This is a genomic window from Paludibaculum fermentans, from assembly GCF_051172195.1.
Lineage (GTDB): Bacteria > Acidobacteriota > Terriglobia > Bryobacterales > Bryobacteraceae > Paludibaculum > Paludibaculum fermentans_A.
Window position 1 is genome coordinate 1,441,874 of sequence record NZ_JBPJAQ010000001.1, and the last position, 21,864, is coordinate 1,463,737.

17 protein-coding genes and 1 tRNA gene are annotated in these 21,864 nt (G+C 61.0%); 12 read left to right on the forward strand and 6 right to left on the reverse strand.

The features are described 5' to 3' along the window. Positions 1 to 16 precede the first annotated feature (16 nt). Positions 17 to 643, forward strand: coding sequence for a hypothetical protein (locus tag ACR9Y2_RS05870; RefSeq protein ID WP_435040122.1), 627 nt, complete (start codon positions 17 to 19; stop codon positions 641 to 643). Positions 644 to 649: 6 nt separating this feature from the next. On the opposite strand, the gene ACR9Y2_RS05875 is transcribed toward ACR9Y2_RS05870, so the two are convergent. Then, on the reverse strand, positions 650 to 1,645 hold the full coding sequence (locus tag ACR9Y2_RS05875) for a hypothetical protein (RefSeq protein ID WP_435040123.1): 996 nt from the start codon (positions 1,643 to 1,645) through the stop codon (positions 650 to 652). Between the two features lie 183 nt (positions 1,646 to 1,828). Between ACR9Y2_RS05875 and ACR9Y2_RS05880 the strand changes: the two genes are divergently transcribed. From ACR9Y2_RS05880 to ACR9Y2_RS05895, 4 genes are read left to right on the forward strand one after another with little or no spacing between them, the layout of a single operon-like run. Then, on the forward strand, positions 1,829 to 2,875 hold the full coding sequence (locus tag ACR9Y2_RS05880) for a hypothetical protein (RefSeq protein WP_435040124.1): 1,047 nt from the start codon (positions 1,829 to 1,831) through the stop codon (positions 2,873 to 2,875). Positions 2,876 to 2,904: 29 nt separating this feature from the next. Beyond that, positions 2,905 to 3,501 (forward strand): AAA family ATPase, encoded by a 597-nt coding sequence (locus tag ACR9Y2_RS05885; protein WP_435040125.1) that lies wholly within the window; start codon positions 2,905 to 2,907, stop codon positions 3,499 to 3,501. A 12-nt stretch (positions 3,502 to 3,513) separates the two neighbouring features. After that, entirely contained in the window at positions 3,514 to 6,003 is a 2,490-nt protein-coding gene (locus tag ACR9Y2_RS05890; protein WP_435040126.1) for an AMP-binding protein, read from the forward strand. A 12-nt stretch (positions 6,004 to 6,015) separates the two neighbouring features. Continuing rightward, positions 6,016 to 7,671, forward strand: a complete 1,656-nt coding sequence (locus ACR9Y2_RS05895; protein WP_435040127.1) for a tetratricopeptide repeat protein — start codon at positions 6,016 to 6,018, stop codon at positions 7,669 to 7,671. Here the strand turns inward: ACR9Y2_RS05895 and ACR9Y2_RS05900 are convergent. Beyond that, the gene (locus ACR9Y2_RS05900) at positions 7,661 to 8,437 is read right to left on the reverse strand and encodes an SDR family NAD(P)-dependent oxidoreductase (RefSeq protein WP_435040128.1); all 777 of its coding nucleotides are present in this window, start codon (positions 8,435 to 8,437) and stop codon (positions 7,661 to 7,663) included. The two genes, ACR9Y2_RS05895 and ACR9Y2_RS05900, sit on opposite strands and share 11 nt — an antisense overlap. Before the next feature lie 429 nt (positions 8,438 to 8,866). On the opposite strand from ACR9Y2_RS05900, the gene ACR9Y2_RS05905 reads away from it, so the two are divergent. The 6 genes from ACR9Y2_RS05905 to ACR9Y2_RS05930 all read left to right on the forward strand — a co-directional run bounded on the left by ACR9Y2_RS05905 (position 8,867) and on the right by ACR9Y2_RS05930 (position 16,537). After that, positions 8,867 to 11,917: a TonB-dependent receptor gene (locus tag ACR9Y2_RS05905; RefSeq protein ID WP_435040129.1), complete on the forward strand. Its 3,051-nt coding sequence runs from the start codon at positions 8,867 to 8,869 to the stop codon at positions 11,915 to 11,917. An 84-nt stretch (positions 11,918 to 12,001) separates the two neighbouring features. Beyond that, the gene (secG, locus tag ACR9Y2_RS05910) at positions 12,002 to 12,442 is read left to right on the forward strand and encodes a preprotein translocase subunit SecG (RefSeq protein WP_435040130.1); all 441 of its coding nucleotides are present in this window, start codon (positions 12,002 to 12,004) and stop codon (positions 12,440 to 12,442) included. 73 nt (positions 12,443 to 12,515) lie between these two features. Next, a tRNA-Leu gene (locus tag ACR9Y2_RS05915) sits at positions 12,516 to 12,602 on the forward strand. 797 nt (positions 12,603 to 13,399) lie between these two features. Beyond that, positions 13,400 to 14,011, forward strand: coding sequence for a type IV toxin-antitoxin system AbiEi family antitoxin domain-containing protein (locus ACR9Y2_RS05920; RefSeq protein WP_435044822.1), 612 nt, complete (start codon positions 13,400 to 13,402; stop codon positions 14,009 to 14,011). A gap of 45 nt (positions 14,012 to 14,056) precedes the next feature. Then, a complete protein-coding gene (locus ACR9Y2_RS05925) occupies positions 14,057 to 16,123 on the forward strand; it encodes a TOTE conflict system archaeo-eukaryotic primase domain-containing protein (RefSeq protein WP_435040131.1) in 2,067 nt (688 codons plus the stop codon). A 36-nt stretch (positions 16,124 to 16,159) separates the two neighbouring features. Further along, the gene (locus ACR9Y2_RS05930) at positions 16,160 to 16,537 is read left to right on the forward strand and encodes a DEAD/DEAH box helicase (RefSeq protein WP_435040132.1); all 378 of its coding nucleotides are present in this window, start codon (positions 16,160 to 16,162) and stop codon (positions 16,535 to 16,537) included. A 139-nt stretch (positions 16,538 to 16,676) separates the two neighbouring features. Here ACR9Y2_RS05930 and ACR9Y2_RS05935 read toward each other — a convergent pair whose 3' ends face one another. The 4 genes from ACR9Y2_RS05935 to ACR9Y2_RS05950 are packed head-to-tail and all read right to left on the reverse strand — an operon-like array spanning position 16,677 to position 20,735. Next, the gene (locus ACR9Y2_RS05935) at positions 16,677 to 17,510 is read right to left on the reverse strand and encodes an SMP-30/gluconolactonase/LRE family protein (protein WP_435040133.1); all 834 of its coding nucleotides are present in this window, start codon (positions 17,508 to 17,510) and stop codon (positions 16,677 to 16,679) included. After that, positions 17,507 to 18,520: an L-rhamnose/proton symporter RhaT gene (locus ACR9Y2_RS05940; RefSeq protein WP_435040134.1), complete on the reverse strand. Its 1,014-nt coding sequence runs from the start codon at positions 18,518 to 18,520 to the stop codon at positions 17,507 to 17,509. The genes ACR9Y2_RS05935 and ACR9Y2_RS05940 overlap by 4 nt, the downstream gene beginning before the upstream one ends. Before the next feature lie 2 nt (positions 18,521 to 18,522). After that, entirely contained in the window at positions 18,523 to 19,992 is a 1,470-nt protein-coding gene (locus ACR9Y2_RS05945) for a hypothetical protein (RefSeq protein WP_435040135.1), read from the reverse strand. Next, positions 19,989 to 20,735: an SDR family NAD(P)-dependent oxidoreductase gene (locus tag ACR9Y2_RS05950; RefSeq protein WP_435040136.1), complete on the reverse strand. Its 747-nt coding sequence runs from the start codon at positions 20,733 to 20,735 to the stop codon at positions 19,989 to 19,991. Before ACR9Y2_RS05950 ends, ACR9Y2_RS05945 begins: the two co-directional genes overlap by 4 nt. A gap of 138 nt (positions 20,736 to 20,873) precedes the next feature. Between ACR9Y2_RS05950 and ACR9Y2_RS05955 the strand changes: the two genes are divergently transcribed. Continuing rightward, positions 20,874 to 21,842: a thiamine pyrophosphate-dependent dehydrogenase E1 component subunit alpha gene (locus tag ACR9Y2_RS05955; protein ID WP_435040137.1), complete on the forward strand. Its 969-nt coding sequence runs from the start codon at positions 20,874 to 20,876 to the stop codon at positions 21,840 to 21,842. Positions 21,843 to 21,864: the final 22 nt, after the last annotated feature.

The following is a 21,864-nucleotide window of genomic DNA, read 5'->3' on the forward strand; positions in this document are numbered from 1 at the left end:
GGCATATGATAGACGCATGCGACGCCGTAGCCTGTTTGCCCTGCCCGCCCTGCTGCCTGCCGTGATGGCGGCTCCGAAGACACCGCCCCTGGCCGAGAAGATCAGTGCCTTCGGGCTGGAGTGGGACGTGATCGCCGCCGCCGATTGGAAGATCAGCACCTCGGAGCTGGAGTTGGTGGTGCCGCGCCCGCAGGAAGCGAACCCGCGCCGGCCAGTGCAATTCGCCCTGGCGCAGACCGAGCCGATCGCCAAGTTCACGCTGGAAACCGAAGTGAAGCGCAAGCCTGGCAAAGGCTCCCTGGTGCTGTTGTACGCGTGGCAGAAGGATGGCTATTTCAACTACGTCCATCTTTCCAACGACTCGCCGGAGAAGGTGGAAGTCCACAACGGAATCTTCCATTGCTTCAACGGCGACCGTGTGCGCATCAGCCCCACCAAGGGTCCGGGGACCCTGCTGACCGAAGACTGGCAGAAGGTGAAGATCACCTACGACGCGTCGAAAGGACTTGTCGAGTGCTGGGTGAATGGCCAGACCTCGCCTGCCTTGAAGGGCGTCGATCTCAGCCTGGGCGCCGGCCGCATCGGGCTGGGCAGCTTCTTCGATACGGGTTCGTTTCGTAATTTCAAACTGACCAAAGGCTAAGCCCGCTTACCACGACACCTGCTCGCCGCCGGTAAATACAAAGGTGACAATACCGCCACCAGCCTGGCTCAGGTCGATTGGCACGAGTTTGCCTTCGTAGGGCTTGCTGATCTTCAGGGTGGCCAAAACCGTCTTAGGGTCGCGAATGCCCGCGGCGCGAAAGAGATCGCCGAGACTGCCGCTGACAGGCACGTAGAGGTTGCGGTTATTGGTCTGGACCAGCAGTTCGGGTCCAATGACCGTGTCCCTGGGGACACCGACGCAGGCCACCCCATTGGCCGCAGCCGTGGCGCAGAATGCTTCGGGGTTCTCGTTAAATGCTCCGGTGGCTGCTTCGAGTGCACTTTGGGACTGCGCGGCGAGTACGGCGATGCGGCGGTCTTCGCGAATACTCCATGAACGGAAGAACAGACGTAAGTACGTCGCGCCGGGCGGCAGGTGGAGCAGTTCGGAATCGACGGCCGTGCCGGCGGTGAGTGTGCCGGCCGTGTTGCTTTCCGAAGCTCCGGCGGAAACCTCGACACCACCGCGGGCGGCCGGCTTCAATAAATAGTAGGACGTGCGGTAGCCGGTCACCTGACCGTTGGTGCGAATGGGTTCGATTCCGGTCAGGCGGAACTTCGAATCCACATCAATGTAGCCGTTCATCGCGAACTCACCATAGCGGAGGCGATAAGCCGTGGCTGTTGGAATGGCCAGATTGTCAATGACTCGTTGGGTGAGTTGAGGGATCTCGGCCGCCGCCAGGCAGCCCTCGGCTTGCTGCTTGGCCAGACCAGGCAGGAAGTCCTCCCGGAACCAGTTCCTGGCAAGAAGGGTCTCACTCGACAGCCCCTGCGGTCCTTTGCTTCCTTCGGCGGCTACCAGCGAACCCGGCATGGATACCAGGGAATCCGCCGTGGCCCGCACTTTGGCGGTACGGCCTTTCCAGCGGAAGGAAACTTCGGGGGTCTCCAGCCGGCAGGCCGGGCCCTTGGGGCTGGCGGCGCGCGCATTCTTCAATGTGAATTCCGGCCCGGCCGGCCGCGGGGGACTCAGTGTTAACGACCTTCCAGTGCCAACCAGGCGCCAGGTCTTCGCCCCCGGCTGGCGGGCCGAGCAGCCAGCCAGGGAGAGTACACCCAGTGTGGCGCTTGACGCCAGAATCAGACCTGCTAGTCTGCAATTATTCATACGGAGGAACCCATGGTTAGGTGTTGGACACCGTTGGTGGTGCTTTCGGTTTCCATCTGTTTGGCCCAGCCGAAGGCAGTTTACTTCAAACGTGTGGCGGAGCCGAAGGAAGGCGCATTCAGCCTCCTGCTGCCGTCCGATTGGCGAGTGACGGGCGGGATTGTCCGGGTGAACCCGATGACCTCGGGCGGAGCCCTGAATGCGATCTCAGCCAAGCTCGAGATGACAGCATCGAGTCCGGACGGGCGCATTACACTGCACTGGCTGCCCGAGACGATGTACATCGACTCGCGCCGCATGCCGGCGGCCGGGCTGTTTCCCCAGGGCAGCAACTACAACGGGGCGCTGGTCTGGCCAGTGTTGGATGCGTTTGGATATCTGGATCAAGGGGTATTCCGGCGCCAGCATGCGCGGGCGTCAGGGCCGCAGGTGAAAGGCCGCTATCCGCTACCCAAGGTCGCGGAATCTTACCGGCAACTATTGCGGACTTCCGGAGTGCCCATCGACATGCAGTACTCCGCGGGACTGCTGGTGCTGAACTATCAGGAAGGCTCGGCTGCGTGGGAGGAAGCGCTGTATACAGCGGTGCAGGATTTTGGTCCGGCGGGCGCGGGTCTGTGGTGCAACAAAGACACGTTCACGGTGCGGGCGCCGGCCGGAGAACTGGAAAAGACGGGCCCGATCGTGGCCACTATCCTGAACTCGATTGAGTTGAACCCGCGCTGGGTGGAAGGGGAGATCCGCGGCCAGATGCAACGCAACGAAATCGCCATTCGAAGCCAACAGGACATCGCCCGGCTCGACCGGGAGATCGTCGAGCACCGGCGCCGCACAAATGCCGAAATCAACAATCAGATGTACCACACGCTGATGGGGACAGAGGAGTATGTCAACCCTGTCACGAAGAAGGTGGAGACGGGGTCGAATGCCTGGAACCACCGGTGGGTAAATGAGCGCGGTGAGGCGGTCTATAGCAACGACCCGAACTACGATCCCAAACAGCAGGGGTTGGACGGATTCCAGCGCAGCCCGGTCCGCAAACGATTTCCCGACCGGTAGGGCGCTGCTATCCTGGTACTTTCCCTGGCATGTTCCTCAAAATACTGTCGCACCCTGTCTTTGTCCAACTGAACTTCCATATGCCGATCGTGGTGGATCTCACCCATCCCCTCGTTCTGCTGACTGGAGAGAACGGCTGCGGCAAGTCGACGCTGTTGCATTCCATCTACTACGCCCTGCAAGGCGAGCAGATCGAGGGCTACATCTACCGCTTCGAAAAGCAGGTGGAGGCGCCGAAGATTTTCCTGTTCGACGCGGAACAGCACAACCCGCGGATGCACCCCGAGCTGTTTGAGGGCAATCCGCAGATGCAGGAGTTCATCCAGGCAGCGAGTCATGGGCAGGTGATGTTGTCGATGTTCCGGGAGACGTTTCCCGCCTTGCCGGAAGGCACCATCCTGCTGCTGGACGAGCCCGAGATGGCGCTGTCGGTTTCGAACCAGCGCCGCGTCCTGAAGATGCTGATGGAACTGGTGCAGGAGAAGAAATTCCGCATTATCTGTGCGACTCACTCCCCGGTGCTGATCGACGCTCCGGAAACCTATGTGATCAACCTGGACAACCACATCAACAAGAACGTGGCGAGCACAGACATGGGGATTCAGGGTTCCAGCACGATCCAGTAAGGTTGGCAGTGCATGGTGCGTGAAACGCTGCTGGACTACTTCCGCACAGTCGCGGATCTGGAAGGCGAATATCTCGTATATGACGACGGCTTCCGGCCGCGCGCTTACAGTTACGCGGGTTTAGCCCGAGCAGCCCGCAACTTTGCGGCAAAACTGCAGGCGGCCGGCATCGGCAGCGGCGACCGCATCATTCTTTGGAGTGAGAACCGGCCGGCGTGGGTAGCGGCCTTCTGGGGTTGTGTACTGCGCGGAGTGGCTGTCGCGCCCATCGACGAACATCATTCGGCGGAGTTCCTGCAGCGCGTAATGAAGATCACCTCGGCGAAGGCGATTGCCGCCGGCGACGAGGTGAAGGTGCCGGCCATGGAGGGCGGACCACCGGTCTGGCGGCTGTCGGACCTGGACTGGAAGAGTGCGGATGCGCGGTTTGAAGAGGTCCAGGCCAAGCCCGACGACATCGCCGAGATCCTGTTCACCTCGGGTGCGACGGCAGAGCCAAAGGGCGTAATCATCACCCACCGCAATATTCTGGCCAACATCGTGCCAGTGGAACGGGAGGTGTTGAAGTACCGCAAGTACGCGCGGCCGTTCTCGCCCATCCGCTTCCTGAACCTGCTGCCTCTGAGCCACATGTTCGGCCAGGCGATGGCGATTTTCATCCCGCCGATGATCTCCGGGACGGTGATCTTCCAGCGCAGCCAGGATCCGCGCGAAATTGTGCGCCAGATCAAGTCGCGCAAGATTTCCGTGCTGGTGTCGGTGCCGAAGATCCTCGATGTCCTGAAAGAGTACCTGAAGGGCGTAGCGCCGGAGACGGCTGAAAATGCTCCGGCGGGTGAGAAGTTCTGGTGGCGCTGGTGGCGCTACCGACGGGCGCACCGGTTGTTCGGGCACAAGTTCTGGAGCTTCGTGGTGGGCGGAGCGGCTTTGGATCCGGGGCTCGAAGAGTTCTGGGGCAATCTCGGCTGGGCGGTGATTCAAGGCTATGGGCTGACTGAAGCGGCTCCCATTGTTACACTCAACCATCCCTTCCATTCGCGCCGCGGCACAGTGGGTAAACCGATCGCGGGCGTCCAGATCCGGATAGCGGATGATGGCGAGGTGCTGGTGCGCGGCGGCAACGTGACGTCGGGCTATTTCAATAATCCCGAGGCCACGGCTGAAGCCTTTGAAAACGGCTGGTTTCACACGGGCGACATCGGTGAACTGGACGACTCCGGCCGCCTGATGATCAAGGGCCGCAAGAAGGAGATGATCGTTCTGCCGGACGGGCGAAACGTCTTCCCCGAGGATGTTGAGCGGGTGTTGAACGGCATTGTGGGCGTAAAAGAGAGCGCCGTCATTGGGATGAAGGCCGACGGCGGGGAGCGGGTCCACGCCGCGATCGTGCTGGAGGGTTCAACCCGCGCGGAGCAGGTGATCGCGCAGGCCAACGGAACCTTGGAAGAGCATCAGAAGGTGCGCAGCTACACCGTCTGGAGCGAACCCGAGCTGCCGCGTACGGAGGGAACCCGCAAGTTGCGGCGGCGCGAGATCCGCAACCGGCTCACCGGGGAAGCCCGCCAGGCGGGGCCGGGCAAAGATGCGAGCGGGATGGAGGCGCTGCTGGGCAAGTGGACGACCGGGCGCGAAGTCAGCGCAGGCACGTCATTGGACGACCTGGGTTTGTCGTCGCTGGACCGGGTTGAACTGTTGGTGGCGCTCGAACGGGAGTTGGGCGCCCCGGTCGACGAGAGGGCGTTCACGAATGCGAAGACCATCGCGGACCTGGAGGCGCTGAAATCAGCTCCGGCCGGATCTTCCGGACCCGCGGAGGTGATGGACTTCCCCACCTGGAACCGGGCGAAGTGGGCGCTCTGGTCGCGCATCTTCCACCTGAACGTGTGGCTGCTGAACCTGGCCCGGATATTTGCATGGGTCCGGGTGGAGGGCCGCGAGAATCTGCGCAACATCGACGGTCCTGTGATCTTCGCCTGCAACCACCAGGGCTATTTCGATGCACCCATCGTGTTCATCGCGATGCCGTGGAAGTGGCGGCACAAACTGGCGCCGGCGATGCGTAAAGAGTTCTTCGACGGGCATTACCACCCGGAGAAGCATAGCCTGTTTTCCCGGTTCACCAGCAACCTGAACTACTACCTGTCCTGCCTGATGTTCAACGCCCTGCCGATCCCGCAACGTGAAGCCGGCACGCGGCAGACACTGCGCTACATCGGCGAGATGGTGGAAGAGGGTTGGTGCCCTCTGATCTTCCCCGAAGGCAAGCACAGCTACGACGATTCAGTGGGATCGTTCCAGCCCGGAGCGGCGATGATGGCCTCGCGATTGAAGGTGCCGGTGGTGCCGGTGCGGATTCACGGCTCCAACCGAATTCTGCACCCAACTTGGCGGTTTCCGCGACCGGGTTTTGTGCGGGTTGTGATCGGCGCGCCTTTGCGTTTGGAAGGCGAGGACTATGTTGAACTTAGCAAACAACTTGAAGAACGGGTCAAGTCCATGTAAGATGCTGGAAACATGAGGAGGAAGGCGCCCGCTCTATCTCTGCTGGTACTGTGCGGGCTATCGTTCACTCTTTCCGGCCAACTGGATCGCCGCTCGGCGGCCATGTCCTATGAGCGGGGCGTTCGCGCCGAAGCATCAGGAAAACTGGATGAGGCGGTCGAGCGCTACAGCGAAGTTCTCTCAGTCGACCCGCGTTCCTCGGGTTCGCTTCGGCGCCGCGGAATCATCTATTACAAGCTCGGCAAGTTCCAACTGGCAGTGACCGACCTGAATCTGGCCTTGGAGACCACGCCTAACGATCCGGAAGTTCTACGGTTCCTCGGCGATGCCCGGCTCGCCCTGAAGCATTATCCGGAAGCGGCCGCGGCATTTGAGCGCGTTCTGGAGGTCCGTCCCGAAGGCTCGGCGGTTTACCGCAGCCTGGCAGAAGCCTACGCCGGCATGGGCGAGGTACCGAAAGCGCTGGAGGCCTTTTCCAACGCAATCAGGCTCAAGCTGGACAATCCGGAACCATATCTCGAACGAGGCAGGATGTATGCAAGATCGGCCAAGTACCGCGATGCGCTGGAGGATTATGACAGGGCGATTGCCCTGAAGCCGGACTATGCGGACGCGTATTTTGAGCGAGGGCATGCGCAGGGCCAGGTAGGGTACTTCGACAAAGCCGTAGCCGACTTTACGAAGGCCCTGGATCTGCACAAAGAGGCCGACTGGCCGGACCGGGCCACGGCCTACATGTACCGTGCAGCGGCACAGGAAACCCTGGGCAAGAATGACGAGGCGCTGGCGGACTATGCCGCCTCACTCCAGGCCAACCCGCAGAATCCGCGAGCTTTGCTGGCCAGGGCGGACTTAATGGTGCGGCTTGGGCGGCCAAAGGATGCCCTGGAAGACCGCAATAGAGCCGTGGAAGCGGATCCGGCCAATCCGATGGCTTACATTGCCCGTGGCGGGAGCTACCACTCCATGGGCGACCACCTGAAGGGTCTAGCCGACAGGACGAAGGCAATCGATCTGGATCCCAATAACGCCCTGACCTGGTATTCACGCGGCAGCGCGTACTTCCTGCTGAAGCAGTATGCAAACGCCCTGGCGGATCTGGAGACGGCGGAACGCCTGGAGCCGGCCAACACGGAGTTCCACGAAGTTGCGGCCAAAGCGCGGGCGGAGGTTGCCTCAGAGAGGGAAAAAGAGAGCGAGGCGGCAGCCCAGCGGGCCAAGCCGGCGGAGGCGGAGGCCGCTCCCCAGCAGGCAGCACCCGTTGTGACGAAGACTGTGTCTCCGCCGCCCGCCCCGGTTCCGCCCCCGGCTCCGGTTACGGTCGAGGCGAAACCTCTTCCGGTTGTGCCTCCACGGGCGCCGGCGCCAGCCCCGGTTGCAGTCGCTATATCCAAAGCGCAATCCGCCGGGACCGCCGAATCGCATCATGCCGCGGGCCGCACGCTACTGCAGGCCGGGCAGTTCAAAGAGTCGATCAGCGAACTGACTCTGGCCGTGGAGATGAACCCGAAGTTGTCGCTGGCGTGGAACGCTCGCGGCTACGCCTACATGCGGCTGGCGCAATGGGAGAAGGCCGTGGCCGATTTCGACCAGGCGCTGCGGCTCAATCCAAAGTATGCGAACGCCCAGCAGAACCGGGACGCGGCGGCTAGCCACCTTAAGAAGTAGCGCGCTTGTAGACTTCCATCGTGAAGCAGCCGGCTGCGCTGGCTCCGCCGTCCAGATGCAGGACTTGTCCCGTCATATAGCCCGCTGCGGGAGAGAGCAGATACAGCGCCAACTCCGCCACTTCCGAAGCCTCGGCCATGCGCTGCATGGGAATCGTGCGGCAGCGCTCGGCCAACTTCTCGGGGCCATAGAGGTGCTCCATCATGTCGTTCCAGACCGGTCCGGGCGCAATGCAGTTCACAGAGATCCTGTGCTGGGCGAGTTCGACGGCCATGACCCGTGTGAGTGCTTCAACCCCGGCCTTGACGGGCGCGTATGCGGCAAATCCGAACTGGCCGAAGGAGGCTGCGATGGTAGAGATGTTGAGGATGCGCCCGCCTCCCGCCTGAGCCATGATTCTCGCCGCGGCCTGGGCGCAATAAAATGCCCCGCTGAGATGGATGTCCACGAGGCGCCGCCACACGGCGGCCTCGAATTCGAGAAACGGCTGCATCTTAACGACTCCGGCATTGTTCACCAGGATATCGAGACGCCCGAATTTCTTGACAGCAAAGTCCATTAAGGCCATCGCGGTGGGTTGGTCGGCGATATCCCCCAGGAAGATGGCGGCGTTTGGCCCGCAGGCCTGGCGAACTTCTTCGGCCCGATCGGCGTCCATGCCGTGAACCACGACACGGCAACCCTTGGACGCGAAGCGTAAGGCCATTTCGCGGCCGAGGCCCTTGGTGGAACCGGTGATGACCGCTACTTGTTGATCCAAGCTCATGGAACTTTCATATCACACCGGGAGCTCCGATTTACATGCTTGTCAGGCGAATAAAGAACAAAGATACCGGGTGGGTTTGAGGGCCGGGTTTTGATTGATATGAACATTTCGTAACAAAGCTTCACGAATTGATCTGGTTACCAGGGGGGGTGCTGAAGAGAGTCACAGAATGGATGTGCAACTGTAACGCAACCGCAGATTCGGTCTGCTATTCTCATAGATGTTGAGTCTTCAGGGAAGGAAAGCTCTGTTCGAACAAGGTCACGCGAACGGCTTGTTGCTCAGGCAATGGCGTGAACTGTCGTCTCTAGCTAAGATGACCGCCTGGGATAACCTAGACGTTCCCCCGCAGGCGGAGTGCAATCCACCATCCACCGGCTGTAGTGCGCAGTTTACCTTACCTCGTTACAGCAATTGGGAGATTCCGATATGAAAATAAGAATATTTTTCCTCTCGGTCGTACTGGTCTTGGCGGCAACCTCCGCCTGGGCTCAGGCCGTCGCGGGATTGGCTGGTGTTTCTGGCAGCGTACGAGACGAGTCAGGTTCTGCCGTCCCGGGCGCAAGTGTAGTCGTTTCCAACGACTCCCTTGGCATCCGCCGTACGATGGATACAAATGAAGCGGGCGCGTTTAGTGCTCCTTCGCTGCCGCCGGCGACTGGTTACGCCGTTTCGGTAAAGAAGCAGGGATTCGCGCTGTGGGAAGTGAAGAGCTTCCAGTTGCAGGTCGGTGCCACCCAGAGCTTTAATGTGACTCTGTCGGTTGCCACGACGGCCACGACGGTGGAAGTCACCTCGGCTGCGCCTCTGGTGTCCGATACCAATGTGGGCGTGTCGCAGGTAGTGGGCCAGTCGCAGATCGACAATCTGCCCATCAATGGCCGCCGAGTCGACTCTTTTGTACTGCTCACCCCGGCCGTGGTGAACGACGGCACGTTCGGACTGGTTGCGTTCCGCGGCATCGCCATGGGCAACTCCTTCCTGACGGACGGCAACGACACAACAAACAGTTTCTATAACGAGAACGCCGGCCGCACCCGCATCTCCACCCAGATCTCCCAGGATGCCGTGCAGGAATTCCAGGTGCTCTCGAATGGTTTCTCCGCTGAGTTCGGCCGCGCCATGGGTGGCGTCATTAATACTGTTACCCGCAGCGGAACCAACGCGACGCACGGAACGGCTTACTGGTTCTTCCGCAACCGGACGCTGAATGCAACCGACCGCTACGCGAACGGTTTGAACGCTCCCGAATGGCGGCACCAGGCCGGCGCCAGCCTGGGCGGCTCACTGAAGAAGGATAAGATCTTCTACTTCGGCAACTTCGAGACGGTGAAGCGCAACTTCCCGGGCCAGAACCGAATCGTCAACAATAACTTGACGGATCCCACCGGGAACTTCATCCCGGTGTCGAGCTGCACGGCCACGGCTGACCAGTGTACCGCCGCTATCAACTTCATCCAGAAGCAGATGAACAAGCTGGTGCCCCGCACCGTGAGCTCCATCATGGGCTTCGCCAAGCTCGACTTCCGGCCCAACGACAAGGACTCGTTCAGCATCAGCCTGAATGCGATGCACTGGCGCTCGCCCTACGGCATTCAGACCCAGGCCGTTCTTACCAACGGCAATATGCTTGGCAACAACGGCAATTCCACAGTGGAAACGCGCTACGGTAAGGCTTCCTGGACGCGCATCGTGACCCCGAATCTGGTCAACGAAGTCCGCTATGGCTGGTTCAAGGACCGGCTGTCCGACCCGGGTGCTTCCGACCTGTGGCCCGAGACCGGCGGCCTCTATGTTACTGTCGCCGGTTCAACAGTCGGCGCCGCGCAGGCTTACCCCCGCACCTATCCGAGTGAGATGCGCCATCAGTTGGTGGACAACCTGAGCTGGACTTATGGCAGCCACTCGTTGAAGTTCGGCCTCGACTTCCAGACCACCCAGGACTGGATGAACCAGTTGTTCAATGGCAACGGGGCCTACAGCTACGCCAACATCACGGCTTTCGCCAAGGATTTTTCCGGCAACTCGGCGGGCGCAAAGAATTACCAGTCGTTCTCACAGGCGTTTGGCAACCCGATCCACACCCTGCGTACCTCGGACATCAATGCCTACATCCAGGACGTCTGGAGACTGAACAAGAAGCTGACCCTCAGCTACGGCCTGCGCTATGAAAAGGCCTTCCTGCCTCAGCCCACCATGACCAACCCCGCGTGGCCCCAGACCGGTCGCGTTCCCTCATCGAATCTGAACTTCGCGCCGCGTTTCAGCCTGGCCTACAACGTCGACGAGAAAACCGTTGTCCGCGCCGGCTATGGCATCTTCTATGCCCGCATCCACGGCAACATGCTGGATACGCTGTTCCTAGGCAACGGTCTCTACCAGACTTCGGTATCCATCAACAGCACCCAGACCGGCTCACCGGTTTTCCGCAACACTCTGCCCAGCGCGACTGGCCTCCCGGCTGGTTCCGTCCAGTTGGCCTTCGCCGACCAGGGGATGCACAATCCCTACTCGCAGCAGGGTAATGTCAGCATTGAGCGTCAACTCGGCAAAGACCTCGGCCTCACCGCGAACTACATCTGGAGCAGGGGCATCGGCATCTTCACGCAGCGCGATCTGAACCTCGGCGCCCCGGGACCGACGGTCACGTATCAAATTCAGGATGCCTCCGGCAATCAGGTTGGCCTCTTCCCGACGACCACCTACCTGTTCGCGAATCGCGTCGACAAGAACTTCAGCAAGATTCTCCAGGTGGAGAATGGCGGCCAGTCCTGGTACAACGCTCTCGCGCTCCAACTGCAGAAGCGGATGTCTCACGGCCTGATCGCTCAGGTTTCCTATACCTGGTCGCACGCGATCGACAACGCGAACCAGCAGGGAGCCAGCTGGAACATCAGCTCCAGCTTCGTCAACTCGACCTATCCTGGCGGCTATGGCTTTGACAAAGGCACCTCTTCCTTGGATCAGCGCCACCGCGCGGTGATTAACTGGCTGTGGGCGCCCACCTTTACGAAGAACAGCTCGGCCTTCAACCGTTTCCTCGTCAACGGCTGGGAACTCTCTTCCATCACGACGATGGCTTCCTCGCAGCCCGCCACAGGTACGGTCACGTTCTCGGGAAACTCGAGCAGCCAGTTCTCGGGTGTGAATCTTGCTTACACCACGCTGAATGGCTCGGGCGGTTGGAATCGCGTGCCGTTCGTGCCGACCGGCAACATCGACATCGATCGCGTATTTCGAGTGGATGCGCGCATCGTGCGCTCTCTGCCGTTCTCTGAGCGAGTGAAGGCGAACCTGATGTTTGAAGCTTTTAACGCTTTCAACACTCAATACAACACGGCGGTGAACGTTGCTTCCTATACGGCGGCCGCGGGCATCCTGAAGCCGATCGCCAACGTCGGCACCGGCACGCAGTCGCAGGGGTTCCCGGACGGAACCAATGCGCGCCGCATGCAGGTCGCGTTCCGCCTGAATTTCTAACGCGGACCCGATCGCGCTATACTGGACAATTGGCGAACCCGCGCTCCACCCGGGGCGCGGGTTCTTCTCTTTAGGAATACCCGAATGATTATCCTGTTCACCATCGTGCACGTGATCGTGTGTCTGTTCCTGGTCATTGTGGTCCTGCTCCAGAGCGGCAAGGCGGCCGATCTGGCCGGTGCGTTCGGCGGCATGGGCTCGCAGACGGCATTTGGCCCGCGCGGCGCGGCCACCGTCCTCTCGAAGGCCACCACGATCTCGGCGGCCCTGTTTATGATCACCTCCCTGACGCTGTCGGTCCTCTATACACGAGCCGGCGGCGGCTCAGTCGGTAGTTCAGTACTGGAGAAGGCTCCGATCACGCAGTCGGCCCCGGCACCCAAGCAGGCAGCTCCGGCTCCGCAGACCCCGATCAAGGTCGACCTGCAAACGCAGGACGGCAAGACGGTGTCGACGCAGGAGATTCCGCTGCCGAACGCACCGAAGTCCGCTCCCGCGCAGACTCCGGCGGCGCCTAAGAAGTAGTCGCCAACCCGCGGGAGTTCGGCGTATAATTGAGTTTTGCCAGAGGGTTTGGAAACTGTTTCAGACCCAGCATGCGGTCGTGGCGGAATTGGCAGACGCACTAGCTTGAGGTGCTAGCGGGAGCAATCTCGTGGAGGTTCAAGTCCTCTCGACCGCACCATTTTCAATGAGTTACAGCCAGCGACAGTTGGCGTAACGCACTAGTTCGAGCGTCGACGACGCGTTCTTTTGGGCGACCGTTTGAACCTGTTATCAATAGGTTACGGTCGCCCAAACTGCATCCGCACTAGTTTTTTGCCCCTTTTGTGACGTGTTTGTGGCAACTCAGAGTTGATCTGCTTGTCCACGTTTGTTAAGCCTCTTTGTATCCATAGCTTACAGTACTGATATGTCAGTCTAATCCGTCACAAACATCTCCCATCACCAATAAGTGCGAGTATGAGCGCAGTCGTTCTTTGCCCAATATTCTTCCCGAGGCCGTAGGTATAGGCTCCCAAAAACCTGAGTTCGTGACTTCGTGGGCTCGTCCGTCGAGGGACGTCTGAGTTCTGGCATCCGTGCAGAATGTTCATGGCTCACCAACTCCAGATGGGCAATACCAAGAGTCTCCTCCGGGTCCTGATCCCGGATCGCTTGCCCAGAGTGCAAGCCACTCCTGCCTACCCTGACGACGATCACCGCTTCGTCTTGGCGTTAGGCGGCTGCGAACACGCAATGTCGAGGAGCTTTCGGGAGCACCCACAGAAATGGCTCGATCTGATGATGGCTCTGCTGACGTGAGGGATGCTGCTCCGAGAGTTGCTGCGGACAGTGGGGCCTCGCCACTTGGCTCTGTTCCTGAGATCCGCGTGAGGGTGCCAACTCTACGCCGGCCGTCCTAACTTGGCTCTATGATCTTGTCAAAATAGTTCCACTTTGGAAAGATATTGGCAGGAGTACGATCCGGAACAAGCCGCTATGCCATGCTCTCGTTTCGACGAACTTACTGCCATTGCGCAGGAGCATGACGGGCTGCTGACCTCGAAAGAGGCGAGGGACGCCGGAATTACCGATTCGGTACTTGCCCGGCTCACACAACGGGGCCGTCTCGAAAGGGTGGCGCGCGGCGTCTACAGGGTGCCGTACTTTTCCCCTGATCGCCTCTCACAGTACCGAGAGGTCATACTTTGGGCCAAGGCGAATCGAGGCCCCGAGGCGGCGGCCTTTTCGCATTTGACGGCCCTCGCTCTATACGGGATCTCTGACGCGAACCCAGACTCGATCCATGTGACTTTCCCCAAGCAGGCGAGGCTGCGCCGTCAGATTCCGCGTGGTGTGGTGATCCACCGTCAAGATCTCGTTCCAGGCGACATTGCCATAGAGGAAGATCTACCCGTAACAACGGTTGGAAGGACAGTTGTGGACTTGCTGCAATCCGGAGGCAGAATCGACTTGATCCGGCAGGCAATCAAGGATGCCCGGCGAGACGGGCGCATTAGGGACACCGAGTCCCGGCAGTTAAGGCGCCACGTGGAAGCACATCTGAGATCGCTGCGAGACAATCGGCAGCAGGAGACAGAGAACGGATGAACTCCCGTCCAAGGCCGCCCGAACGCCTGGAGAAGACGCTGGCGCGTGTGGCTCGTGAAATGGGTATCAACCAAGAGCGGCCGCGACACGGGGTCTCTTTCCTCCGACTGGCAACTCCGGCCGGTGGTCATGACTGACGATCAGGAGCGCCTGCGCCGCGAGAATGTGCGTCTGAAGGCTCTTCTGGCCAAACACGGCATCGAGATTCCGAAAGAGGACACCGGCGATCCGCACTTCGGATCCCCTGAGACACACGCGCTGAGCTCTGAAGAGAAGATCGAGTTGTTCCGCCGCCTGTTCAGAGGGCGAGACGACGTGTACGCCGTCCGTTGGGAGAGCCCGGATGGCCGCAAGGGATACAGTCCACGCTACGAGCGTGACTGGAAGGCCTACTACGCGGCGGCTCCCAAAGATCGCACACGGGTAGACAAGGAGACCCGCAAGTACCTGCCCCTGGCTGATTCTGTCGTCGAAGAGCACTTGAAGGGACGAATTACCGTGGGGCTGTATCCTCTGCTTCCAGACGACACATGTTGGTTTCTGGCGGCGGACTTCGACAAGGAAGCGTGGCAGGAAGATGCAGCGGCATTCCTTGAAGTGTGCCGGGAATGGGCTGTTCCGGCCGCGTTGGAGCGGTCCAGGTCCGGCAACGGTGGCCATGTTTGGATATTCTTCGAACAACGGATCTCCGCGATGCTGGCGCGGAAGCTGGGGTGCGCGCTGCTGACCCGCGCGATGGAGCGCCGCCATCAGATCGGACTCAGTTCGTACGACCGCTTCTTCCCGAACCAGGACACGATGCCGAAGGGAGGGTTCGGCAATCTCATCGCGCTGCCGCTGCAAAAGGGTCCGCGCCAATTGGGGAACAGCGCCTTCGTCGATGACCGCTTCGAGCCCTTTGCTGATCAGTGGGCCTTCCTGAGTTCCCTCTCCCGGATCAGCGCCCCGTCTGTGGAGAAGCTCGTGGAGGAAGCGCAGCGTCGAGGCGATCTGGTCGGTGTGAGGATCAGTATCACCGAGGATGATGAGGAGCCCGATCCGTGGACCCTTCCTCCATCCCGCAAGCGAAAGGATCCGGTCATTGCCGGCCCTTTGCCCAAGACTGTGAACATCGTGAGGGCAAATCTTCTCTTTATTGAGAAGACTGGGCTTCCTCCCGCAATGATGAATCGACTCCTGCGCGTCGCGGCATTCCAGAACCCCGAATTCTACAAGGCGCAGTCGATGCGCCTGCCGGTATACGACAAGCCTAGGGTGATCGCCTGCGGGGAGGATCTACCGAAGTATCTCGCCCTCCCGCGTGGGTGCCTGACCGAACTGACGGACTTATTGGACTCCCACCGGATTCGACCGGTGATTCGCGATGAGCGCTTTGGAGGGCTGCCGATAGCAGTGGACTTCAAGGGAACGCTTCGCGAGGCGCAGACCACCGCGGTCCAGGCGATGATTGCCCACGACGACGGAATCGCCTGCGCACCGACAGCATTTGGGAAGACCGCGGTGGCGGCCTGGCTGATCGCGCACCGGAAAGTGAATGCGATAGTGCTCGTCCACCGGCAGCAACTGTTGGATCAATGGCGCTCCAGGCTGGCGATGTTCCTCGGGCTACCGGTCGATGAGATCGGACAGATCGGCGGCGGCAAGACGGCTCGCACGGGCCGCATCGACGTTGCGGTGATTCAGAGCCTGCACGAGAAAGAAGGGGTCAAGGACTTCGTTGCCGAATACGGCCACGTGATCGTCGACGAGTGCCATCATTTGTCGGCTGTCACGTTCGAGCGAGTGATGCGTTCGATCAAGGCGAAGTACGTCGTTGGACTTACGGCAACGCCGACACGAAAGGACGGACATCACCCGATCATCTCCATGCAGTGCGGCCCAATCCGGTTCAGGATGCAGGCCCGGGCGATGACCGATTCGACGCCCTTCGATCACATCGTCGTGAGGCGCCCAACTGACTTCAGAATGAATGATGAGGCAAGCGGGTTCACGATTCAGGACGTGTACGCCGCACTCGTCGGTGATGATGCCCGGAACGACACGATTGTGGTGGACGTCATTCGGGCGGTTCAGTCAGGACGCTCTCCCCTTCTGCTGACCGGCAGAACGTAGCATCTGGAAGTATTCCGCAGTAGGCTCGCTGGACATGTGAATAACATCTTCGTGCTCAAAGGTGGCCTTGGCCGCAAGCAACGTAAGGCGGTCATGGAGGAGTTGGCCAGCCTGCCGGAAACTGAGCCCCGGGTGATTCTGGCAACCGGGAGCTACATCGGGGAAGGCTTCGATGACTCGCGCTTGGACACGCTATTCCTCGCGATGCCGATCTCGTGGAAGGGTACTCTCCAGCAGTATGTGGGGCGGCTTCACCGATTGCACGACAACAAGCGGGTAGTTGAAGTGTACGACTACGTCGACGGGAATCTGCGAATGCTCGCGCGGATGTATGAGCGCCGGCTGAAAGGATACTCGGACATGGGCTACCGGGTTGTGGATTCAGCTGTACGTCAGCAGGGCCTACCTATCTGATGGCGCCAGTTGATACGACCAATTGCTCCAGACTGTCCAGTGGACAGCAAAACTCCGACAAGCTCGAGCAACAGCAAAGACACGGCTGACCAGGAAACCATCCCCTCCCCGCTCGCACAAAGAGGGCAAGTACGGACCGTTAGCTGGCATCCACTCGCAGCAATCCGCCCGCCAGTGGTTGCCCCATGGCCCGCTCTTCAGGGGGAATGTCCCAGATGGCCGTGGTAACGTACAGGCTAAGGCCATCGTCATCGAAGGCGCAGGATGTGGGGTACTGCACTGGCAGGTCGACCGTCCGATCCACGGTGCCATCCTGCGCATAGCGCACCAGCAGCCATCCGCCGCACTGCGCACTCCATAGATGACCTTGGTCATCCGTGGCTGCTCCGTCCGGCACGCCGGGCAGGCCGGATGTGTCGGCAAAGACTCTCCGGTTGCCAATTGCTCCGGTGGCCAGATCATAGTCCAACGCGTAGATGGCGCGGTCCATACTGTCGGCGATATACATCGTCCGGGCGTCGGGGCTCCAGGCCAGGCCGTTGGGAATGCCGAAACCCGATAGAGCGTGGCGACACTGGCCGTCCAATTCCAGGCAGTACAGCGAACCCATGCGCTCAGCGCCGGTAGGGTGCATGGTCCCGGCCCAGAAGCGGCCTCGCGGATCGCACTTCCCATCGTTGAACCGCGTGCCGGAGCCGGACTCCGGAGTGGCAACGGCGCGCAGGCCTTGCTCCTTCAGGCTGAACTCATAGAGTCCGGATTCCAGTGCGACGACCAATTGAGAGCCCCGGAATCCAAAGGATCCGATCTTCTCCGGCAACGTCCACTCGTCGATAGCGCCGTCATCAGAACGCAGGCGGCGCAGCAGGCGGCGCTCCACGTCGACCCAGAAGACGCCACCCTGGGCACGATGCACGACTGGACATTCGCCCAGCACATCGCCGGTTTGAGCCATCAACTCAATGGAGGTCATAGTCCCTTCGCATAGTTGCCGAACGCCATGATGGCAGACGCGAGAATCAGCAAAGCCAACCCGGCAAACAGCAGCCGCAGCGGGCCGCTGGCCACGCCGCGCCATTCGCCGGTGACGAATCCGGCCGCGTTCCCCACGACGATTTGCATGGTTTGCATGATGCCCCAGCCGATGGATGTACCCAGCGGACCAAGGCGAGAGGCGCCCAGCCCATAGACCACCGTGGAACCGATGAACAGAATGCCCATCAGGACACCCAGCAGAGCCTCTCCGGAGGAAGCAGCCCTGAAGATCGACCAGGTGCGGTTGGCTGTCAGCTTCCACACCGAAAAGCCAAGATTCGGAATCATCCCGCCCAACATCGCCAGGGCCCAGACAGGATAGGTGGCGCTGGTTCCGCTGGCGCCGGCGCGCTCCGCCGCACGGACCGTCCCGGTGGAGAAGGCGAAGCTGAAGTTCAACCCCGCGGCCAGCACTCCGGCCAGCACCGCCATCAGAACGCCCGCGGCGAACGCTCCACTGTCACCGCCCGCCGCCGCTCCGGACTGGCGCTCCCGAGCTTGTCCCGCCTTCGTCACCACCACCAAACCGCCCACCATCACCAGGATGCCGGCGATGACGATCTGTCCCGAACTCTCCGTTAGCAGTTGCGGATAGAACCAGGCCAGCGGCACCAGCGTGCCGGCCGCCGCGCCCAGGCCGATCACCAGCGAGTAAGCGAGAGACAGTCCAATCCGTGCAACGGCCAATCCGCCCAGAGTGGAGGCCACGCCCCAACTCAGTGCAAACAAACCTGGTGTCACCATCGCCGCGCCACTCAGGCCGGCCAGAAATCCTGGGAGGTCCGGCAACGCCCATGCGGCCAACAGCCAGGGAATCGCCACCGTGCCGCTGAGGCTATAGATCAGCCAGTAATTCTCGAAACGGTAGGTGCGCATGAGCTTGGCGGGCGCCAGAATCAGGCCCGCCATCGCCCCGGCCAGGCAAACCAGCAGGAGTCCGGTGAGCATGCCTAAGCGCCCATCGTGTATGTCTTCGTCTGTTGAATGCGCCGATTCACGCCACGCACCCAATCGCACTGGCTGTCGTTCTTCCAAAGCGGCGTGTTGGGACGATAATAGCCGGACAACATGATGCCCCAGTGCCCCGTCGCGATGGCCGCATCCACACCCATCTCCTCGCCCTCGCGCCCTTCAGGCGTCATCGGGTACTTGCACTGGAGCGGTGGGTATAGCATGAAGCCCTCGTCGACAACCAGAGGCAGATTGCGCGGAGCGGCAAACGCCGCCGCTGCCTGGAATTGCTTGTCCAACGATTCCTTGGCCTTCTGGCGATGCTGCGGGTAGTGCTCCACGCACCAGCGGTCGAACTTGTCGTTGTCGAGATTGCCGTACAACCAGGCCAATGGCACCCAGTTGGCGCGAACGTGCCCGGCCTTCCGCGCAATCTCCTCATAAGGTGTCGGATTCGGCTTCAGCACTTCCCGCAGGAACGGATTTTGCGCTTCGTCCTTCGGCTTGGCTCCGTCGATGCTACCGAGCCCCGCCTTCTGCCAAAAGGCCTGAATCACGCCATCGGAGTACGCGTGATGATCGGCGATCTGCGCGTTCTCCGGGAAGATCGTGCCGAAGCCCACGGTGGCCACCAGCCCATCAATGGTGACCAGCAGATCACTGTGCCGCTCGCGCAGAAACCCGACGGCGTTGCTCGCGAACGCACGCACCTGGTCCGTGGTGCAGCCCGGCTTGGGCGACTTGGCCTGACTCCACTCGGCGAAGGTCTGGTTGGGCGTGTTGGGCGGAGCGCACATGATGCGCGGCACATTCAACTCGTTGATCACCTCCACCGAGGCGATGCGCCGATGGAGCCCGCGCTTCTTGAGTTCAGTCAGCAGCCGGTGAAAATGCTGGGCCAACAACATCAGCCGGTCGTTGTAGGGGACGCCCACGATTTCGTCGCGTACTTTGGTATCGACGGTGAAGGCCAGGGCATCCTGGTATTCCCACTCCGTCATGATGATGTAGAGATCGTGCTTGGCAGCCAGTTCGAACAAACGCATCACCCGGTCATGCACGTCATGGACGCCGCCGCCCTTGGCATCCACGCAATGCAGGTTGGAACTCGAGCCGGGGATCCAGGCGCCGAATTGCAGCGGGCCGCGCCGTTTCCCGGTGGGATCGAACATCCAGTTCAACCCCATCTCGGGCCGCACGCAGTTGTAGCCGCGTTCCTTGGTCTCAATAAGCGCGCGTTCCAGGTCGGCAAATGCTTCGCCGGGCTGGGCCGCCGTGATCCAATCCCACCCGTAGTAGCAGATGGATAGGCGATCCGGCAGATGGGCGGGCACCGACTTGGGCCGGGCACCCGATGGAATGGCCGGGGCGCCCGACAGCACGGTCTGGGCACAGGCGGCGCCTACGGCGGCGCGCTGCAGCCACTGGCGACGGGAAAGCGTCCCCGGTTGCTCAAAAGGCACGGTCATCTTGGAATAGTCCTCCCCGCGTATAGGTACAGCCTTGCTCTTGTTCCACCGTCGACCGTGAACGTCTGCCCGGTGATCCACTCCGCTTTCGCCGAAGCCAGAAACTCCGCCATGGCCGCAACATCCTCAGGCTGGCCCACGCGGCCGCGCGGGATCTCCGCCGCCAGCGCTTCGCGGTCGTAGGACGGGTGCTCCCGGAATTTCTCCACCTCAATCGCCCCCGGCGCGATGGCATTCACCGTGATTCCGGCGCCGGCCAGGTCGATGGACAACTGGGTCACCAGGGCTTCGATGCCGCCCTTGCTGGCTGCATACACGGCGTAGCCCGGCATGCTGGCCCGAGCATGCACGGAACTGATGAAGATCAACCGGCCTCCGCCGCCTGGTGGCATCAGCCGCACGGCTTGTTGCGCACAGAAGAAGGACGCCTTCAAATTGGCGCCCATCAACTGGTCCCAAAAGGACTCGTCCACCTCGTCAAACGCCCGAGTCGAGTCGAGGGCTGCATTGTTGACCAGGATGTCCAATCTGCCGTAGCGCTGTCGAACGGTGCGAAACAGCGCTTCAATCTCGGCATAGTGCTCCAGGTTGGCCGTCAGCAGGGGAAAGTCAGGATCATCCCCAGAGCCGGTGGTGGCGCGATCCGGGTGATCGTGCCGGATCACGCTGGCTCCGGCGGCCCGAAATTTCTCCGCGATCACCTTGCCGATGCCACGACCGGATCCGGTGACCAACGCGATCATCCCACGTAGCTCTTCTGACATAGTTGCCTGAATGGATCTGATTATCTAGCCACTGAACCACATTGTCAACATACATTGAAAATATTGACATTATATCTTGTTTGGGTATATTGGTAATACCACATTGGAGCTCCGACCATGACCAATCCGACACTTCCGCCGGCCACGCTGATCGCTCTTTACCGTTCCATGCACCGCATGCGGGCCTTCGAATTGCGTATCCAGCAGGTCTTCCGGTCCGGTGTCATGCCGGGGTTCATCCATCTCTATATCGGAGAAGAGGCCGTCGCGGCGGGCGTTTGCGTTCACCTGGCAGCGACGGACTACGTTACCAGCACGCACCGCGGCCATGGTCATGCCATCGCGAAGGGCCTGCCCATGGAGGAAGTGTTCGCCGAGATCTGGGGCAAACCCGCCGGCAGCAATGGCGGACGCGGCGGCAGCATGCACATTTACGATCCTTCCTGTGGATTCCTGGGAACGAATGGCATCGTGGCCGCCGGCATCCCCATCGCTTCCGGTGCGGCCACGGCGGTGCAGGTTCTGGGTGGTACGCAAGTGGCGGTATCGTTTTTCGGCGATGGCGCCGTCAACAATGCGGCATTCCACGAAGGCATCAATCTGGCTGCGGCGTGGAACCTGCCGGCCGTGTTCGTCTGCGAGAACAATCTCTACGCAACGGAGATGCCGTTTGAGAAGGCCACCCGCAACACGAGCGTCGCCAGCCGAGGCGCGGCCTATGGCATCCCGGGCGTGGCCGTGGATGGCAACGATGTCATCGAGGTGTATGCGGCGGCCGAAGCCGCGGTTGCGCACGCCAGGGCAGGCCAGGGGCCCACTCTGTTGGAGTGCAAGACCTACCGGCCCGTCGGCCATTTTGAGGGGGATCCGGGCATCGGTTATCGCACGCGAGAGGAGATCGCCGAGTGGAAGGCCCGGGATCCCATCCAACTGCTGCACGCCCGGATGCTCAGCGGCGGCGTAGCGGAGGACACCCTGGTTGCCATCGCGCGCGAATGTCAACTGGAAGTAGAGCATGCCTATGAATCCGCCAAAAACAGCCCCGAAGCGGACCCGGCGACTTTCGCTCAGTTTGTCTACGCCTAGCCCAAACGCGAATCAGGAGAGG